Origin of the sequence: Streptococcus sp. D2, from assembly GCF_006385825.1 — a bacterium.
GTDB classification, from domain to species: Bacteria; Bacillota; Bacilli; order Lactobacillales; family Streptococcaceae; genus Streptococcus; species Streptococcus shenyangsis.
The window spans coordinates 1-18247 of record NZ_VFSI01000009.1 but is presented as its reverse complement, the minus strand read 5'-3'; the positions used below and the strand labels follow the sequence as shown (position 1 = coordinate 18247).

Here is an 18247-nt window from a genome sequence, read left to right as displayed (position 1 = left end):
ACTGCATGAAAAATAAAAGACATAACCAAATTATTCACATTTCAGATACACATATTATCATTCGACTCCACACAAATGAGACTCTAAATGTTCCTATCAATGAGTTAACTTTTCATCCTAAAGTGAACGATATTGTTGAAGTCTATCAAAATCAGAATCACGTAATAGTTTGTCTTCTACCACAGAGCAACAAGCTTTGGATTCTTATATCCTCAATTACACTTCTACTTCTTACCATTATAGGAGCTACTTTTTTATTCTTTAGACATCTAAATGAAAATATAGAAAAAGTAGATAACCACTCTTCACAACAAATCTCATCTACTACTTCTAGTTCCTCTACATCATCCAGCTCTTCATCCAGCACATCTACCACAAGCTCTAGCTCAACTGAAGATAGTATAATAGACACGACAGCCGAAGAGCTTCGAGACATGGAAAATGATGGTAGGTTAAAAACTGGTCAACTATACCGCTTCACAGCAGAACTAACACGACAAAAATTTTGGGAAGCATACGTAGGACATTTTAAAGCTCTAGATACATACCATACTATTTGGGTAAAAGCTAGTAATGCTCCTATAACTGGTGTACAAGTACAAATAAAGAAATCTATGATTGAAGGATGGAAAGAAGGAGCAACCGTTACTTTCACAGTCAAAATCATGGAAGACTCTGAAAAATTTCAATTCTGGGTTGCTACTGATGCCACACTTATCACGACTCCCACAGCAGAAAAGCACACAGAAAATACAACACAAGAAATTGATACACAGGCTATTCTACATGGAGACTACTCTAGTATAGCCGGTACTTGGAGGAATGACCTAGGACATGAAATAGTGTTTAATAAGAATGGTTTAGTAAAAGGGGGGCAGATACATAAAGCAGGGATTTCAAACGAAGGAATTATAGGGTTTGATGTCCGTACAGGACCTACAGGACATGGAATAGATATTTATCCAATTGGTATTACTATAAAGTGGGTTGATTCTGACTTAAGTAAAAATAGAATTATAGCTGGACAAACTCCTCCAAATAGCTCCGAACAGGTATTTTATAAAACAGACTAAATCAAAATTGACTCTACTTATAAAATATACCTTAACATCTGAAAATCCCTGCAATGAGTAATTGCAGGGATTTTGTATATCCTTTATATCACATGAACCTCCTTCAGACAATTCCACATTACTAACACATTTTTGATATAGAGAGTTAATCGGTGAATAGCAAAATTCACATACATCCATTACTATTCTATTTTTTAATCGACCCTTAGAAATCCCATTATCACGCGCATTACTAACCACAAACACAGAGAGAGAAATTGATACTATTGTACAGTAAAAACTGATAGCTGAATCAAGTCAACACTACAAAAACATGAAATTCTATAATGTAAAACCTCTTTAAATAGCTATTTTTATTCTCTAATTTATCTCATAAGCATACGCCTTTATGCCGTGAAAGCAAATTGACAGTAAGTAGGCACAAAGTACGCTAAGAACGTCTCAGACGAAAGGCTTTAGTTTTTCGGATGGACAGTTCATTTGTACGAGAGTGCCTTGTTTCTTGCTGTCAATTAGACCATGGAATAAATTAGGCGTATTTGGTACTTAACAAAGTGTTTCACTCCTTTGCTTTCGCTCATGGCGAGCTAGTCGTTCACACTTTGTATATCTCTAGAATGATACACTTGATACACTAATTTCTAACTTCTTAGGATAAATAAAACAAATAAAATTGAAAATAGAAATGGAATTTACTGTTTCAAGTGTATCAAGAGCATGACTTCATTACATACCCTTTATGCCTCTTTGTGGTATCTAAACTGAAGGGCTTAGAATGAACAAAAGGAACCGAATCACTCTCATCAAAATATTTACAACTAGATAATGTTGGCTTAAATACCCAGTTTGTTGGAAGTGCATCTTTTAATTCTTTGTGAAAGACTTCCTTAGTTTCTCGTTCTAAACCATTTCCTTCACAGAATTGTTTATATGCCCATAGCATAAATGAATTCGGCAAGAAAGTAGATTTCACACGACTAAACAGATAAGATGAAAACTGTTCAACACTTGTCATAGACTTCCCATGAATTTCCTTGATAGCAGGGTGGTGACTGATATCCTTGAATCCATCACTGATATCATATTCTAATGCATTTTGCAATACATATTCTAATACATCCTGACGTTTTAGATAAACCTGCTTTATTTCTCTCTTGTAACCATCTTTGTTAAATTCAGAAACGAAGGGAAGTATGAAAGTTCTTCTTGCTATAGCTTCTTTGTCTCCTTGAATCTTAATCAATCGATTAGATGATTGAACAATCACAGGAGTAAGTCGAGCAGAATAGGCCTGTTTGCCTTTCTTTTCGATTGTGACAATATCATGAGTAACTAGAGAAAACATAGTAGAAGGGTCTGTTATCACCTTATCAATAGGATTATCATCTCCAATAACTAAGTGTTTACCTATTAACTGTGAAGTGGCAAAACGGTTTCTACCATCTAATTCAGTTAGTTTCATGGAGGCTGTGTTACTCCTACCTACTAAGTTAATTAGCAACTCCTGGAAACTACCCTTACCTGTTCCTCCTTTTCCAATCAGCCAAATAATTCTCTCGTCAGCATAACCACGTATCACTGCCAAAATTGTTTGCCATGCTAAGTGAATTAGTTCAGCATCATTATTAAACAGTTCAGCTAACCAAGAATCAATAGACCAACCACCTAATACTGGAGAATTTGCTTCTGAATTATAATTTACTTGTACCTTATGTGTAAACACAATTGAAGGACTGTATTTCATTCCATACCGATAATAAGTATCATAAATACAATTCCCTAAAGCTATGTAACGTAAACCTTGATATATACTTACATTTTTACAGCTACAACTTAGTGCACAAATAATCTCGTTTATATCAGCACTCCTAAAAGAAGGTTCTAATCTTCTTACTAATTTAGGAACTATATCCCAAGCAGGTTGATAAATCCCCTCTTTTGGATTATACACAAATAAGCTACCTTCCCCAGCATCCTCTATTTCAGCTATACTAACCACAATGAGATGAGCCATTAAGAATTCTGCCATAATATGAAAAGGAGGTTTTCTCTTTTTCTGCTTCTCTTTATCTGAAACATCTGTATGTGGGTTAGAATCAATTACCTCATCTTTATATATTCGCCATGTATCCTTATATTTATCTATTGGAGTAGAGTTATCAAAAGATTGAATAGCATTCTCAGGATAAGTTTCAAATTCATAGTCAGATTCTAATACAGAATCTTTTGCTTTAATCTTAATTAATGACATATTCATGTTCCTTTCGTTTATAAACATCACACTGTATAGTGTATTTGAGCAATTGAATCTGTGATTCAACATGGTTATAAATTCCTATGTATTTCAAGAAATCATAGAATTTTTCAATTGTGTTTATTTTCTTTTCATACAATGTATTCACTCCTTATTAGTAATTGAAAGAAACTTCATAACATCTGATTTCTTATAGAAAACTTTGCGAGTTCCTTCTATTGGTGGACAGTATCGGGTTAACCCCAAACGCTCCCATTCATGCAGAGTTACTAAACTAATACCTAGTTCTTTGATTAACTCTTTCTGTTGTATCAAGCCAAACGAGTCACTATGAGGTGAAAGCATTGCATGTGATAGATAATCATTTATTAAATGCTCAATCCTCTCCAATAATGCTAGTTCTGCTTCCTTAGATAATATCCCTTGTGGTATACTATACATATATCTCCTTTCTTTCCTATTTGTGCACAACTATCCTCTCATAACTATTACAGCTTACCTACTTAACTAAGTTAATTAACTTAGGTTATGTTTTGCATTTTATCAGTTTTTTATTTACATGTCAAGAGTTTTGTGCTAAAATATTACTAAAGTTATTAAACGGAGGTTAAATATGATAGGAGCATATCTTAAAAAATGCCGCACAGAAGGCGATGTAACTACTAAGAGCCTTGCTGAAGACCTAAAAGTATCACAGTCTTATATCTCACAAATTGAAAATGGGAAAAAGATTCCCAGTTTAACTAAACTCATTGATATTACTGAAAGCATTGCTTCACTCTCTATAAAAGAAAAATGCGAACAAGATGGATTAGAGTTCGATGAATACTGCATTGAATATAAAACATTGGCTAGCACTTATATTGGTGATATAATCAAAAATATCAACATGAATTCAGTTCATAACGATAAAGAGAAGCAACTTTTAAAAGATTTAATTGAATTAAGAAATGATAAATCCATATTCTCAAAGTTAAAAACATACAAAGATATTAGCCACGATATTATCAATGGAGAAAATATTAAAATCAACCTTGATTATATCTTTAGAAAGAATGTAAAAATAACTATTGATGGTCAAGCACTCACAACTGAAGACTTAACCGCTCTACAAATACTAATTGAAGGTATTCGTTCTAGACACAAATCATAATAACTATTTTTCATAACCTTTTACAGCTTGCCTACTGATGTTAGAAAGGTTAAGAAATGAAAATAGCAGAAATCAAGAAACAAAACGGTGACACTGTATATCGTGCAAAAGTATACTTAGGAGTAGATAAACTCACAGGAAAAAAAATAAAGGCTAATCTGACAGCTAGAACTAAAACTGAATTGAAGAAAAAAGCTCAATTAGCTAAAGCCGAATTCCAAAATAATGGCTCTACTAAGAAGGAAACCATTCCACTAACAAGCTATGAAGAAGTAGCTCAATTATGGTGGGAAAGCTATCAACACACAGTAAAACCAAATACACAAGATTCAGTAAAACGACTACTAGCTAACCATTTGATTCCTCTATTTGGTTCTTATAGGTTAGATAAGTTAACCACTCCAACTATCCAACGCATTGTTAATCAACTAGCTCTACGTGCTAACAAAAGAGAAGAAGGCGCATTTCTACACTATGATAAAATTCACGCGCTAAATAAACGTATCCTACAATATGCTGTGACAATGCAGATTATTGATATAAATCCAGCTCGTGAAGTTATTCTTCCTCGTAAAATAAAAAAGGGTAGAAACAAAGTCAAGCACTTTAATAACTTAGAGTTAAAGCAATTTCTCAGTTATTTGGAAGAGGCTAACTTAGCAATATATAGAAATATCTATGAAATTACTTTGTATAAGTTTCTTCTTGCTACTGGTTGCCGTATTAATGAAGCCTTAGCTCTACACTGGTCAGATATTGACCTACATAATGCAACTGTGAATATTACAAAAACACTAAACCATTTAGGTGAGATTAACAGCCCAAAGTCTGAGGCAAGTTATCGCACAATTGATATTGACCTACAAACTATAGAGGTCTTAAAAATGTATCAAAAAAGACAAAGGCAAGAAGCTTGGAAACTTGGTCGGACTGAAACTGTTGTCTTCTCAGATTTTATTCATAAATACCCAAACAATAAAACACTATCAACTCGTTTAAACACACGTTTCAAACATGCTGGTGTACCTAATATTGGATTCCATGGTTTTAGACACACACACGCTAGTCTCTTGCTAAACTCTGGAATACCATATAAAGAATTACAACACCGTCTAGGTCATTCTACATTAGCTATGACTATGGACACTTACAGTCATCTCTCCAAAGAAAAAGCAAAAACAGCCGTCTCATTTTATGAGAAAGCTGTTAGTTCTTTGTGAAGGGGGACAAAAAGGGGGACAAACCCAGAAATCAACATTTTAAGACAAAGCAAAAAGCCCACTGTTGTAGGCTTTCTGTAAGATATTTCTTAAAATTAAAGCATTTTGTTGTAGAATTCAACGACAAGTGCTTCGTTGATTTCTGGGTTGATTTCGTCGCGTTCTGGCAAGCGAGTCAATGAACCTTCCAATTTTTCAGCGTCGAATGATACGAATGCTGGACGTCCAAGAGTAGCTTCTACTGCTTCAAGGATAGCTGGAACTTTCAATGATTTTTCACGAACTGAGATCACTTGACCTGGAGTTACGCGGTATGATGGGATATCAACGCGTTTTCCGTCAACAAGGATGTGACCGTGGTTTACGAATTGACGAGCTTGACGACGAGTAGTCGCAAGACCAAGACGGTAAACAACGTTATCCAAACGACGTTCCAAAAGAAGCATGAAGTTGAAACCTAGGATTCCGCCTTTGATTTTTGTAGCTTGTACGAACAAGTTACGGAATTGTTTTTCACCTACACCGTAAGTGAAACGAAGTTTTTGTTTTTCAGCCAATTGCAAACCGTATTCTGATAATTTAGAACGGTTGTTTGGTCCGTGTTGTCCTGGTACGTAGTTACGACGTGCCAATTCTTTACCTGTACCTGTAAGTGAAAGGCCAAGGCGACGAGCTTGTTTCCAAGATGGTCCTGTATAACGTGACATGTGAATGTCCTCCTGATATAAATAATATTTCGGTGGAAATAGTCACTTAGAAAGCCCTGATTCGTGCAGATGCCCTTCGCCTAAACAGCCAAGGTTACTTATCATAAGACACCTGTTGACGAGCTTCATGCTTTCCTGCTGATATTTCACACAAAATTCATTTTACCATGAATGGCTGAATTTGTAAAGGGGTTTTAAGCTTTATTTTCACTGCCAGAGAGATTGAGAACGAGGGTAAAGGTGCTTCCTAGTCCGTACTGACTGCTAACTCTGATTTCTCCACTCAATTGATGGGCCAATTCACGCGCAATCGCAAGACCAAGACCATGACCACCTGTTTTCATGTTACGCGAAGTTTCGACACGATAAAGGCGTTTGAAAATATTCTCCAAGTCCTCTGGGGCAATTCCCTGCCCTTCATCGGTCACACTGATTGAAAGCTGGTTTTTCTCCAGCTTAGCCACCACTTCCAGCTTGGTTCCTGGAGCAGAGTATTTAAAAGCGTTATTGACCAGATTCACCAAGATACGAGAAAGTTTGGCATAATCTCCCTCAATCCGGGCAGACTCTGGGATTACCTGTAAATGAACATCTCGCTCTTCCTGCTCAATCAAGAACTGAAATTCACTCATGCACTCAATCAAGAGCTGATCCAGAAAAATGCTGTCTTTGCTGGTAGTTTCCACCTGATTTCTAGCTGTATTTAGAGTCAAAAAATTCAACTCTTCAACCAGTTTATTGAGTCTTTCCGTCTGGCGCCCAATGGTTGCTAGATAATGGTCCTGTTCTCCTTCCTTGATAACCCCATCCAAAATCCCTTCTACCGTCGCTTGAATCGAAGTGATGGGGGTCTTGATATCATGCGACAACTGGGCAATCATCAAGCCCTTTTCTCGTTCGCTTTCTTCCAAGGAATCAAAGGTCGCCTGCAAATCATGGGACATTTCATTAAAAGCTTGACCTAATTGCTGAAATTCTACAGGACCTTGAACCTCTAGATTTGATGGAAAGTCCTTGTCCGCTACCCGCTTGGCATGTTCCTTGAGTTTGCCCAACGAAGTAAATACCGGCGATAGGAGAAATAGACTAATCCCAGCACCGACAAGGCTGGCAACGATGGTCATTCCAAGCAGAAAGTAAATCTCGCTTTTCTCAATCAGCATTTTTTGAACAGCCCAAAAAACCACGATAATCGTTAGGAGTGTTGAAATGATATACCCCACTAAAATATAACTTTTTAATTTCATTAACTACCTCGTGCTTTCTCAATTTTGTAGCCCAAGCCCCAGACAGTTTTGATGGTCGGTGTTTCTGCGCTAGCATGTTTAGCCAACTCCTGTCGAAGAGCATGAATATGAACATTCAAGGTATTGGTATCATCTACATAGTCTTCCTGCCAGACCTTTTCATAGAGGTCTGTCTTGGAGAAAACGCGCTCTGGATTGCTGGCTAAAAGCCATAGAAGTTCGAAGGATTTGACGGTCAAATCAAGCGCCACATCTCCGACTTGGACCTCATGACTACCGTGATTCATCCGTAAATCCCCGAGACTGACGACCTCTGTCTCACCTCCACGATGAAGGCGACGCAAGATATTGTGGACACGCAAAACCAGCTCACGAGGGCTAAAGGGCTTGGCAATAAAATCATCTGCCCCCAAGCTTAGGCCGTAAATTTTATCCTGCTCACTGGTTTTAGCCGTGATAAAGAGAAAAGGCTGATCCGGAGATTGATACTGAACCTCACTAATCAAATCATAACCATCCATCCGAGGCATCATGATATCTGTAATAATCAAATCAATCGCTTTTCGCCTGAAGATTTCTAAGGCCTCTACTCCATCATGAGCCACCAAAACCTGATATCCTGCCTGAACCAGATAACGTTGATGAATATCTGTGATTTCTACCTCGTCGTCAACGAGTAAAATTGTCTTTCCCATCTGTCTCTCCTTTGAAAAAAACAGTGCTATACCACAATAGTATAACACTATTTTAATCTCTTTACGAACATTCTAATCGATATCTGAATTTTTCAAATCCTAGATAGAAAGTCTGTAGCTAGACTAGTCATTTTCCTCTTTTTTAGCTTTCAAACCGAGTCCACCTAGCAGGCCGGCCAAGGCTAATCCAAAGAATCCAAGAGTAGCCATTGATGTTTGGACTTCACCAGTATATGGAAGCATGTCTTTTTGGTCTTTCATTTGAGCAGCCATCATTGGACTTGATACCTTGTTAGTAGATGCCATCTTGCCTTCATCAGACATTTTGCTTGAGGCTGCTGGAGCTTGATCTTGTTTCATGCTTGGTGTTGCCATAGGCTGGCTAGCATTCATGGTTTTGTCCTGCTCTTTGCTAGGCATCATCTTATCCTGACTAGCAGCTGGCATTTTAGATTTCATATCATCTTGATGAGCACTTGGCATTTGAGAGTTCATCTTAGACGCATCTTGATGACTATTCATCATTGGAGCCGGCATAGCTGAACCATTAGAAGAGGGGTCGAAACCTGACTGCATCGGAATCAGAGACTGATGTCCATGCAAGTTCACTGTCAAATCCTTAGTCGCTACGAGGTTGCTCAAATCCGCCTTGCCATCTTTGGCACCGTATACCTTGATAGTTGCCTTGTAGCTTTGAGTGCCGTTTTGTTTCAAGAGGTCTAGAAGTTCTTTATCTGATTTGCCTTGAGTTCCTGCCAAGTCTACTTCGTAGAAGTAAAGGCCTTTGCCCAATTTTTCCACTGGTGGAAGGGCCGGATTTTTAGCTGAACCATTATCTGACCATGGGGCCTTGTCAGATGCTTTCAAGATAAGACGAGTCAACATACCGTCACCAGCGAAGAATTCATATGGGATAACTTGGTTGACGCCGGCTGTGAACGGACCTGGGAAATTGGCCTTATCCAAGTAAGTAGCTGGAACATCTACTGTGTCTTTGGTATTGTCGGCCACACCTTTTTGAACTTCAGCTGGAGTAGTCAAACCATTCAAGTTGACATCCAAATCTTTTGTCGCTACGAGATTGCTCAAATCGGCCTTGCCGTCTTTAGCACCGTAAACTTTGATAGTTGCCTTGTAACTTTGAGTTCCGTTTTGTTTCAAGAGGTCAAGCAGCTCTTTATCAGATTTACCTTGAGTGCCAGCCAAATCTACTTCATAGAAGTAAAGACCTTTGCCCAATTTCTCTACTGGTGGAAGAGCTGGATTTTTAGCTGAACCATTGTCTGACCATGGAGCCTTGTCGGATGCTTTCAAGATAAGGCGGGTTAACATACCGTCTCCGGCGAAGAATTCATATGGAATAACTTGGTTAACACCAGCTGTGAATGGGCCTGGGAAGTTAGCTTTATCTAGATAAGTAGCTGGAACGTCTACTGTGTCTTTGGTATTGTCGGCCACACCTTTTTGAACTTCAGCTGGAGTAGTCAAACCATTCAAGTTGACATCCAAATCTTTTGTCGCTACGAGATTGCTCAAATCGGCCTTGCCGTCTTTAGCACCGTAAACTTTGATTGTAGCTTTATAACTTTGAGTGCCGTTTTGCTTCAAGAGGTCAAGAAGTTCTTTATCTGATTTTCCTTGAGTGCCGGCCAAATCCACTTCATAGAAGTAGAGGCCTTTGCCCAGTTTCTCTACTGGTGGAAGAGCTGGATTTTTAGCTGAACCGTTATCTGACCATGGAGCCTTGTCTGAAGCCTTCAAGATAAGACGAGTCAACATACCGTCACCAGCGAAGAATTCGTAAGGAATAACTTGGTTGACACCGGCTGTGAATGGGCCTGGGAAGTTGGCTTTGTCTAGGTAAGTAGCTGGAACGTCTACTGTGTCTTTAGTGTTATCAGCCACGCCTTTTTGGACTTCAGCTGGAGTAGTCAAGCCATTCAAGTTGACATCCAAATCTTTAGTCGCTACGAGATTGCTCAAATCAGCCTTACCGTCTTTAGCACCGTATACCTTGATAGTAGCTTTATAGCTTTGAGTGCCGTTTTGTTTCAAGAGGTCAAGAAGCTCTTTATCTGATTTACCTTGAGTACCAGCCAAATCTACTTCATAGAAATAGAGACCTTTGCCCAAGTTTTCTACTGGTGGGAGAGCTGGATTTTTAGCTGAACCATTATCTGACCATGGGGCCTTGTCGGATGCTTTCAAGATAAGGCGTGTTAACATACCGTCACCAGCGAAGAATTCGTATGGAATAACTTGATTGACACCAGCTGTGAATGGGCCTGGGAAGTTGGCTTTATCCAAGTAAGTAGCTGGAACATCTACTGTGTCTTTGGTATTGTCAGCCACGCCCTTTTGCACTTCAGCTGGGGTGGTTGCTGGTTGCGCTTCATTTGCTTCACGGTCTTGTCCAGAAACTGTAGGCGCAGGATTTGTCACAGGTTTAAGCGCATCTTCTGTTTCTTTCTTAGATTCTGGTTTTGCTTGCACTTCTTCTTTTGGTGCTACTACTTGGTCTTTATCAGCTACATTCACTTTTTCTGGAGAGCTTGTAGCATCCAAACTTGCTTTAGGTGTTGAGTCTACCTGTTCTGAAGGCAGAGCTACATCAACTGCTTTCTTGAGAACCTCTGCTGGTAAGTCGCTCTTTTCACTCACCGAAGTTGCGTCTGGTACAACTTGAGCAGGGGTCGGATTGACCACATCGGCACGCACAGAACTTGGTTGCCCAACTAGGACAAAGAAGCCACTGGCCACAACAACTGAGGCAACACCGACACTAAGACGGCGAATAGACCAACGAGTATATCTTTGATTTGGATTGAATTTCATAGGATTCTCCTTAGAGTTTTTCTTTATTTGATGACTCTAGTATAATCTCCTAAAATTAAAAAGGATTAAGAAAAAGTTAAAATTTTTCTTAAATCCCTCTTATAAAATACTTATATTAATTAAATCCATAAACAGACTTGGTGATTTGATAGACGACATTGGAAAGTTTGCGAGCTGGCAAGACCGAATGTTTGGTCAAACGGCTCAACATGGTCTTGCGGATAGCCTGAAAAACCTCTGGATTTTCCTGCTGAATATAGGTCCACAGCTCCCGTTTTTTGGCAAGATGCTCTGCTGTTCCAGCTCGGTTAAGCAGGGCACTGGAAATCACCGTCGTGATTTCAATATGATTCAGCAGATACTCTCGCATTTTTGGGTGGCTTATTTTAGATAAATCAAGCTGGTCTACCAAGAGTCGATTGACCTTTAGTTGCTGGTCAATACGCTTAATCATCACTTGCTCATTGACAGACTGGTCCTCACGCCCAATCAAATAACGATAGAAATCGACAGGCAGATAGTACATGGTCTTGACCTGCTGAAGGGGGGTAAAGACAAAGAGATTATCGACATAAAAAGTATGCTCAGGCAATTGGAACTGACTCGCTCGCAACAAATCTGTCCGATAAATCAGCGAGTGCATCATGATATACTGGCCTTTTGAGAAATTTCCGACCTGATCCCAGCCAAAAATCTGCTGGACAGGCAAGACTGACTCGTAACTCATACTCTTCTTACGAGACTGACCTTCCTTTTCATAGACAAAATTGGTCACAAAGGCATCCACTTCTTGACCTTCACTCTCTAGTTCCTGCAAGGTTTCAAGAATCTTTAGGTAAGCACGAGGATCCACCCAGTCATCACTATCAACTACTTTAAAATAACGACCAGAAGCCTCCGCTAAGCCGCGATTGACGGCACCGCCATGGCCTTTATTTTCCTGATAGATGGCTCTAACGATGCTAGGATACTTGCTGGCTAAACGCTCAGCGATTTCCTGAGTCTGGTCCTGAGACCCGTCATTGATAATCAAAATCTCAACTTGCTCACCACCAATCACTAGCGACTCCACACAGTAATGAAGATAGGCTGCAGCATTATAGCTAGGGATGGCGATAGACAATAACTTCATAATCTACTCCTTTAGGGGACTGATTTTTTCTTATACTCAATGAAAATCAAAGAGCAAACTAGGAAACTAGCCGCAGGTTGCTCAAAGCACTGCTTTGAAGTTGCAGATAGAACTGACGAAGTCAGCTCAAAGCACTGCTTTGAAGTTGCAGATAGAACTGACGAAGTCAGCTCAAAACACTGTTTTGAGGTTGTGGATAGAACTGACAAAGTCAGTAACCATACCTACAGAAAGGCGACGTTGACGTGGTTTGAAGAGATTTTCGAAGAGTATTACTCTCTCTTGTCACTTCTTTCTATTCTACCATAAAGTCCAGCTTTTGAAGGACTTTTACTGGAATACAAGGTGTTCTCCCAATTTCCTATCTTGGACATCAAAAAAGAGGGGATCCCCCTCCTTACGAATTTAATTCTGCCAAGTCATCTAGATACTGGTTGTTAATGACCGCCAAGATATAGGCATCTGCCCTCAAGAGATCATTAGGGCCAAACTGGACATCCAGTGGTGAATTTTCTTGTTCACGAAATCCTAGGACATTGAGGTTGTATTTGCCACGTAGATCCAGCTGGCTCAGGCTTTGACCTGCCCAAACACTCGGAATTTTCATCTCCACGATAGACACATTTTTATCCAGCTGAAAGACATCAACATTGTTATGAAAGAGAATGGTCTGCGCTAGAGACTGCCCCATTTCATACTCAGGTGAAATCACCGAGTCAGCACCGATTTTTTCTAGCACCTTCTTAGCTGTCTGGCTTTTGACCTTGGCAATAACCCTTGGTACCCCCAAACTCTTACAATGCATGACTGCAAGCACACTCGACTCTAGATTTTCCCCTGTTGCCACTACAACCGTATCACAGGTATCAATTCCTGCAGTTCTGAGGAGTTCCTCATCTGTAATATCGCCCACAACTCCACGCGCCAAAACAGGCTCAAATTGATTGATGTGCTCTGCGTGGTCATCAATGGCAATAATATTCATATCTTGCTTGGCTAGGGCTGTCAGGACACTACTCCCGAAAATCCCCAAGCCTAAAATTCCAATCGTACGATCTGACATCGTTCTTCCTTTCTTATCCAATACTAATATCTGCTTTCATATACTGAATCAAATCTTTCTTATCAGGCTGGTAGTCAGCTAGACTAACCAGCAAGGTCAAGGGACCGATACGGCCAATAAACATGAGCACCATGACAATGCTGAGAGCTAACTTGCCCAATTCTGGCGTCAGATTTGCCGTTACCCCAACTGTCGCAAGGGCGGAAATGGTCTCAAACATGAGGTAAATAAATCGCGGTGTTCCTTCTGCTGTAATTCCCAACAACATCAAGCCCAACAAGAAGGTCATCAAAAAGATAATGAAGACACTAAAGGATTTTTGGACTGTTCGAGCCTCAATGGTTCTCTGCGCAACATTAGCATGAGGTAAGCCCAACAATTCACTACGAGCAAAGACCAATAAGACAAAGAAAGTCGTAATCTTGAGACCCCCAGCCGTCCCTCCAGGCGCTCCACCCAGAAACATCTGTAGGATATAGATAAACAAGGTCACAGGCCGAGCTTGAGTATAGTCAATAGAAGCAAAACCGGCCGTTCTCATGCTAACGGTTTGGAAAAAGCTAACCAGCACTTTCTCTGGAACACTGAGATTGCCAATCGTTCCTGGATTGTGCCACTCCGTAAAGAGTGTAGATACTGTCCCAAACAGCAAAATGCCTGCAGTCAAGAAGAGGACCAGCTTGGTGTGGAAACGAAGACGACGTTTTTTCTTCTTGTCAAACTGGGTTGCCAAGTCAAACCAAACCATAAAGCCAAGACCACCTGTGATAATCAAACCAGCAATGACTAGATTGATCAAGGGATCCGTCTGAAAAGCTACTAAACTGCTACTGCCGAAATTATCAAAACCAGCATTACAAAAAGCTGAAATGGCTAAAAAGATAGAGGTAAAAATGCCTCTTCCCCAGCCGAACTCAGGAATAAAACGGAAACTTAGTAGAAAGGCACCCAAGCCCTCCACCAGAAAAGTCGTCAAAAAGATGGAGCGCATAAAGGCCTTCAGCGACCGAGTTTCCCCGTAACTAAAACTCTCCTGAATGGTTTCACGACTGCGAAGACTGAGTTTTTGCTTCCCCTGAATATAAAAGACCCCGATAAAGGTCATGAGCCCCAGACCACCAATCTGTATCAAAAGCATACAAATCAACTGCCCCCAGACATTATAGGTAGTAGCCACTGGTTGCGTAAAAAGGCCAGTCACACAGACCATGGACACCGTCGTAAAAAGATGGTCAAAATAAGTAGCCTGCGAACCACTCGCCTGAACAAAAGGCAAACTCAAAAGAAGAGAGCCTATCAAAATAACTCCAGCGAAACTCAGAAAAATTCGACGAGCGGGCGAAAGTCCGCCCAAGGCTCTTTCAATTTTTTTAACAAATAATTTGAATAACATACATCCATTGTACCATAAAAAGAAGGAGAGTAGCTATATCTGAGAAGTTATCTCAAGGCAGAGTTCCAAGGCCTTCTCGAAAGCTTCTGAACCCCAGTCACGACTATCGTACTGGTCCAAGTCTGCTAAGGAATCAGCTGTGAACAACAATTCTCCCCAGAGAACCCCACGCAGTTGGGCTACTGCCGCAAGCGCAGAACACTCCATCTCCACAACAGCACAGCCTTCTTCCTTGCGATAGGCCACCTTTTCAGCCGTTTCTCGGTAAAAACCGTCTGTCGTCCAGGTCACGACTTCTTCATAAGGAATCCCTCTGGCTTCCAAAACTTGCTCAATGGCAGCAATAGCCTCTGCCTGAATTTCCATATAACGAGAAGCTGCCACATAGTGATAACTAGCTCCTTCATCTCGCAGAGCGCGAACAGGGACTAGAAAGGCGTTTTCTTCTATATCAGCTAGCACACCACAGGTTCCAGTGGAAATAATCTGCTCCACACCATAGCCAATCAACCAATCCATAAACTGGGCTGCTGGAGCGGAGCCAACAGGTGCCTGAGCCAGACAAATTCCCTCGCCCTTGTAGTTAACGACATAGACTGGATAGGTCTTGGTGGCTGAAACGAATTCGCCGACACAGTCCGCCCCTACTTCCCTAGCATAGCGGTCAATCTCCTCACCTAAAAAAGCATAGACACACTTCTTTGGCAAGTGCAAGTCCAGCCCCTCGTGATTGGGCATGATGACCGCCTGAGGATTTTCATCAAACTCTAAGATAGGAATCGCATGTTTCTGAATCATAACCCACCTCCTCTGATTTTGTACTATTGTATCAAAAGCTGACCGAGTGTCAAGGAGGAAGCTGAGGAACTGAGGAGAAAAACAATACAATCGCAACCAATCTCCACCAAGTCAAAACAACTTGCTTGACAAAAGCTTGACTTCATGGTTTAATATACCCCATAAGGGTATATTCGGAGGTGCCTATGTTTCACTTATTTACAAAAATTGACAGTATTTCTACCAGCGAGTTAGAAGCTAAACTCAAGGAACCAATTCAGCTACTAGATGTTCGGACGCCAATGGAATTTCGTAGAGGTCATATCAAAAATGCCAAGAATGTTCCTCTGACCGAAATTGGTTCCTACACACCAACAACAAAAGAAACACTTTATGTCATTTGTCATTCTGGTGTGCGTAGTAAGATGGCTGCTAAAAAGCTAAAGAAAAAAGGCTACGATGTCATCAATGTCCGAGGCGGTATGAGCTCTTGGACAGGAAAAGTCATCTAGAAGCATAAAGGAGAAAATCAATGAAAATTATCATTGTCGGGGGAGTTGCAGGCAGAATGTCAGCAGCAACCCGTCTCAGACGTCTCATGGAAGACGCTGAAATCACTATTTTTGAGAAAGATCCCTTTGTTTCCTTTGCAAACTGCGGGCTTCCTTACTATGTTTCAGGAGAAATTGCAAACCGTGATAGTTTATTGGTCCAAACTCCTGAAAGTCTCAAGGCACGCTTTAATCTCGATGTGCGACCATTTCACGAGGTCATCCAGATTTCGCCAGAAGAACACACTGTGACGGTACGACATGATGGGCAGGAATTCACAGAAAGCTACAACAAGTTGATCCTCTCCCCAGGAGCTAAACCATTTGTTCCTGCCATTGAAGGTTTGGCAGAAGCTAAGAATGCCTACACGCTCCGCAATGTTCCCGATCTCGATGAAATTATGGCAGCCTTGGACAATTATCCAAAAGAAGCTGTCGTTATCGGTGTAGGCTTTATCGGGCTTGAAATGGCTGAAAATCTGGCGAAACGCGGCCTGCAAGTTACTATTGTTGAGAAAGCACCCCATGTCTTACCATCATTAGATCAAGAAATGGCAGCCTTTGTCCAAGCAGAATTGGTTAAAAACGGCGTTCGCGTTATCACTTCTCAGTCTGCGACTCGATTTGAAGACCAAGGAAAAGTCATCGTTCTCGAAAACGGTCAAAAGATCACTTCTGATCTCACCATCCTTTCTGTCGGTGTTGAACCTGAAAATAGACTGGCCAAAACTGCGGGGATTGAACTGGGACTTAGAGGTGGGATTCTGGTTGATGAACATTACGAAACCAGTCAAAAAGATATTTTTGCAGTTGGGGATGCCATCGTCGTCAAGCAAGAGATTACAGGCCAAGATGCTCTCATCTCTCTCGCTTCTCCTGCCAATCGTCAGGGACGCCAAGTGGCAGACGTCATCGCAGGACTAGAACGTACAAACAAGGGAAGTATCGGCACTGCTATCGTTCGTGCCTTTGATATGACAGCTGCTTCGACTGGTCTCAGCGAGCGTATCCTTAGCATGAATCAACTTCCTTACAAGGCCCTTCATGTCAGTGGGAAAGACCACGCTGGTTATTATCCAGGCGCTACTGATATGACCTTGAAGCTCCTCTTTGACCCAACCACTGGAAAAATCTACGGTGCCCAAGGAGTCGGGAAGAAAGGCGTTGACAAACGAATCGATATCCTGGCAACTGCTATCAAGGGAAATCTCACCGTCTTTGACTTGCCAGAATTGGAGTTCACCTATGCGCCACCATTTGGCTCTGCCAAGGATCCCGTCAATATGCTGGGCTACGCAGCCTTGAATCTTATCGAAGGTCTCAGCGACAATGTTCAATGGTACCAACTCGAAGACGAACTAGCTAAGGGAAAGAAATTCCTTGATGTACGGACAAGTGGCGAATTTCAGAGTGGTCGACTCAAAGTCGATACCATCCACATCCCCCTAAACGAACTACGGGAACGCTTGCGGGAACGCTTGAACGAACTGGACAAGAACCAAGCCTACATCGTTAGCTGCCACAGTGGTTTGCGCAGCTATATCGCAGAGCGTATCCTCAAACAAGCAGGATTTACCGTCCAAAACCTTGACGGCGCTTATTCACTATACAAAATGGCTAAGCCAGAAGGAGTAGAATATGGAAACTAGTATCAGCATGGCTGACTTTTATGAAAAATATCAAAATGAAAATTTAGAGCTTATCGATGTCCGTGAAGCACATGAATTCCAAGCAGGACATGCACCAGGTGCCAAAAATCTTCCGTTAAGTACCTTGGAGCAAGGCTATAAAGAACTCAAACCTAACCATGAATACCATGTCATCTGTCAAGGTGGAGTACGTTCTGCCTCTGCCTGCCAATTTCTCAGCGCCCAAGGCCTCAACGTTATCAATGTAGAAGGTGGTATGAATGCTTGGCCTGAGCAAGTAGAATAATCAAGAGGAGCTGGGCAAAAACTCAATTTCAGGAGAAAGTGAAGTAAATTTCCCCACAATAAAACGCATACTATCAAGGTTTTCATGTACTGACCCCAAAAAGTTAGACAATCAATTTATCCGAAGGATTTAGTTCTGTATTGCACAGGACTGAGTCCTTTTAGTTTTACCTTAATTCGTTTATTGTTGTAGTAATCAATATAGTCTACAAT

General features: G+C 40.8%; 18 protein-coding genes. 7 read left to right on the top strand and 11 right to left on the bottom strand.

The features are described from left to right. The first annotated feature begins 5 nt into the window (after positions 1–5). Positions 6–1073 carry a DUF6287 domain-containing protein gene (locus tag FJR73_RS06515; RefSeq protein ID WP_140834010.1) on the top strand — a complete coding sequence of 356 codons (1068 nt, stop codon included), beginning with the start codon at positions 6–8 and terminating at the stop codon, positions 1071–1073. 709 nt (positions 1074–1782) lie between these two features. Here the strand turns inward: FJR73_RS06515 and FJR73_RS06510 are convergent. Further along, positions 1783–3324, bottom strand: coding sequence for a phage/plasmid primase, P4 family (locus tag FJR73_RS06510; RefSeq protein WP_049534735.1), 1542 nt, complete (start codon positions 3322–3324; stop codon positions 1783–1785). Positions 3325–3471: 147 nt separating this feature from the next. Further along, a complete protein-coding gene (locus FJR73_RS06505; RefSeq protein WP_049499271.1) occupies positions 3472–3768 on the bottom strand; it encodes a hypothetical protein in 297 nt (98 codons plus the stop codon). Positions 3769–3940: 172 nt separating this feature from the next. Between FJR73_RS06505 and FJR73_RS06500 the strand changes: the two genes are divergently transcribed. Together FJR73_RS06500 and FJR73_RS06495 are read left to right on the top strand one after the other, a co-directional pair. Continuing rightward, complete coding sequence (locus FJR73_RS06500) at positions 3941–4480, top strand: helix-turn-helix domain-containing protein (RefSeq protein ID WP_140834008.1); 540 nt, start codon at positions 3941–3943, stop codon at positions 4478–4480. A gap of 56 nt (positions 4481–4536) precedes the next feature. Further along, positions 4537–5700, top strand: coding sequence for a site-specific integrase (locus FJR73_RS06495; RefSeq protein ID WP_049534734.1), 1164 nt, complete (start codon positions 4537–4539; stop codon positions 5698–5700). Positions 5701–5795: 95 nt separating this feature from the next. On the opposite strand, the gene rpsD is transcribed toward FJR73_RS06495, so the two are convergent. The 5 genes from rpsD to FJR73_RS06470 all read right to left on the bottom strand — a co-directional run bounded on the left by rpsD (position 5796) and on the right by FJR73_RS06470 (position 12316). After that, the gene (gene rpsD, locus FJR73_RS06490) at positions 5796–6407 is read right to left on the bottom strand and encodes a 30S ribosomal protein S4 (protein ID WP_000092756.1); all 612 of its coding nucleotides are present in this window, start codon (positions 6405–6407) and stop codon (positions 5796–5798) included. Between the two features lie 194 nt (positions 6408–6601). Continuing rightward, entirely contained in the window at positions 6602–7654 is a 1053-nt protein-coding gene (locus FJR73_RS06485; protein ID WP_140834007.1) for a HAMP domain-containing sensor histidine kinase, read from the bottom strand. Next, a complete protein-coding gene (locus FJR73_RS06480; protein ID WP_140834005.1) occupies positions 7654–8349 on the bottom strand; it encodes a response regulator transcription factor in 696 nt (231 codons plus the stop codon). The genes FJR73_RS06485 and FJR73_RS06480 overlap by 1 nt, the downstream gene beginning before the upstream one ends. Positions 8350–8472: 123 nt before the next feature. Continuing rightward, the gene (locus tag FJR73_RS06475; protein WP_140834004.1) at positions 8473–11184 is read right to left on the bottom strand and encodes an SSURE domain-containing protein; all 2712 of its coding nucleotides are present in this window, start codon (positions 11182–11184) and stop codon (positions 8473–8475) included. 115 nt (positions 11185–11299) lie between these two features. Further along, positions 11300–12316 (bottom strand): glycosyltransferase family 2 protein, encoded by a 1017-nt coding sequence (locus FJR73_RS06470; RefSeq protein WP_140834003.1) that lies wholly within the window; start codon positions 12314–12316, stop codon positions 11300–11302. 39 nt (positions 12317–12355) lie between these two features. On the opposite strand from FJR73_RS06470, the gene FJR73_RS10400 reads away from it, so the two are divergent. After that, positions 12356–12625, top strand: coding sequence for a hypothetical protein (locus FJR73_RS10400; RefSeq protein ID WP_235888722.1), 270 nt, complete (start codon positions 12356–12358; stop codon positions 12623–12625). Between the two features lie 88 nt (positions 12626–12713). Here the strand turns inward: FJR73_RS10400 and FJR73_RS06460 are convergent, their stop codons facing one another. The 3 genes from FJR73_RS06460 to FJR73_RS06450 are packed head-to-tail and all read right to left on the bottom strand — an operon-like array spanning position 12714 to position 15570. Then, positions 12714–13379 (bottom strand): TrkA family potassium uptake protein, encoded by a 666-nt coding sequence (locus FJR73_RS06460; protein WP_023944046.1) that lies wholly within the window; start codon positions 13377–13379, stop codon positions 12714–12716. A 13-nt stretch (positions 13380–13392) separates the two neighbouring features. Further along, positions 13393–14772 carry a TrkH family potassium uptake protein gene (locus tag FJR73_RS06455; RefSeq protein WP_140834002.1) on the bottom strand — a complete coding sequence of 460 codons (1380 nt, stop codon included), beginning with the start codon at positions 14770–14772 and terminating at the stop codon, positions 13393–13395. Between the two features lie 33 nt (positions 14773–14805). After that, positions 14806–15570 (bottom strand): nucleoside phosphorylase, encoded by a 765-nt coding sequence (locus FJR73_RS06450; RefSeq protein ID WP_140834001.1) that lies wholly within the window; start codon positions 15568–15570, stop codon positions 14806–14808. A gap of 185 nt (positions 15571–15755) precedes the next feature. On the opposite strand from FJR73_RS06450, the gene FJR73_RS06445 reads away from it, so the two are divergent. The 3 genes from FJR73_RS06445 to FJR73_RS06435 are packed head-to-tail and all read left to right on the top strand — an operon-like array spanning position 15756 to position 18035. Next, positions 15756–16061 carry a rhodanese-like domain-containing protein gene (locus FJR73_RS06445; RefSeq protein WP_000468857.1) on the top strand — a complete coding sequence of 102 codons (306 nt, stop codon included), beginning with the start codon at positions 15756–15758 and terminating at the stop codon, positions 16059–16061. 20 nt (positions 16062–16081) lie between these two features. Then, complete coding sequence (locus FJR73_RS06440) at positions 16082–17749, top strand: FAD-dependent oxidoreductase (RefSeq protein WP_140833999.1); 1668 nt, start codon at positions 16082–16084, stop codon at positions 17747–17749. Continuing rightward, on the top strand, positions 17739–18035 hold the full coding sequence (locus tag FJR73_RS06435; protein ID WP_140833997.1) for a rhodanese-like domain-containing protein: 297 nt from the start codon (positions 17739–17741) through the stop codon (positions 18033–18035). Before FJR73_RS06440 ends, FJR73_RS06435 begins: the two co-directional genes overlap by 11 nt. Positions 18036–18151: 116 nt before the next feature. Here the strand turns inward: FJR73_RS06435 and FJR73_RS06430 are convergent. Beyond that, a partial coding sequence (locus FJR73_RS06430; protein WP_133162783.1) for an IS3 family transposase occupies positions 18152–18247 on the bottom strand: 96 nt, incomplete at its 5' end.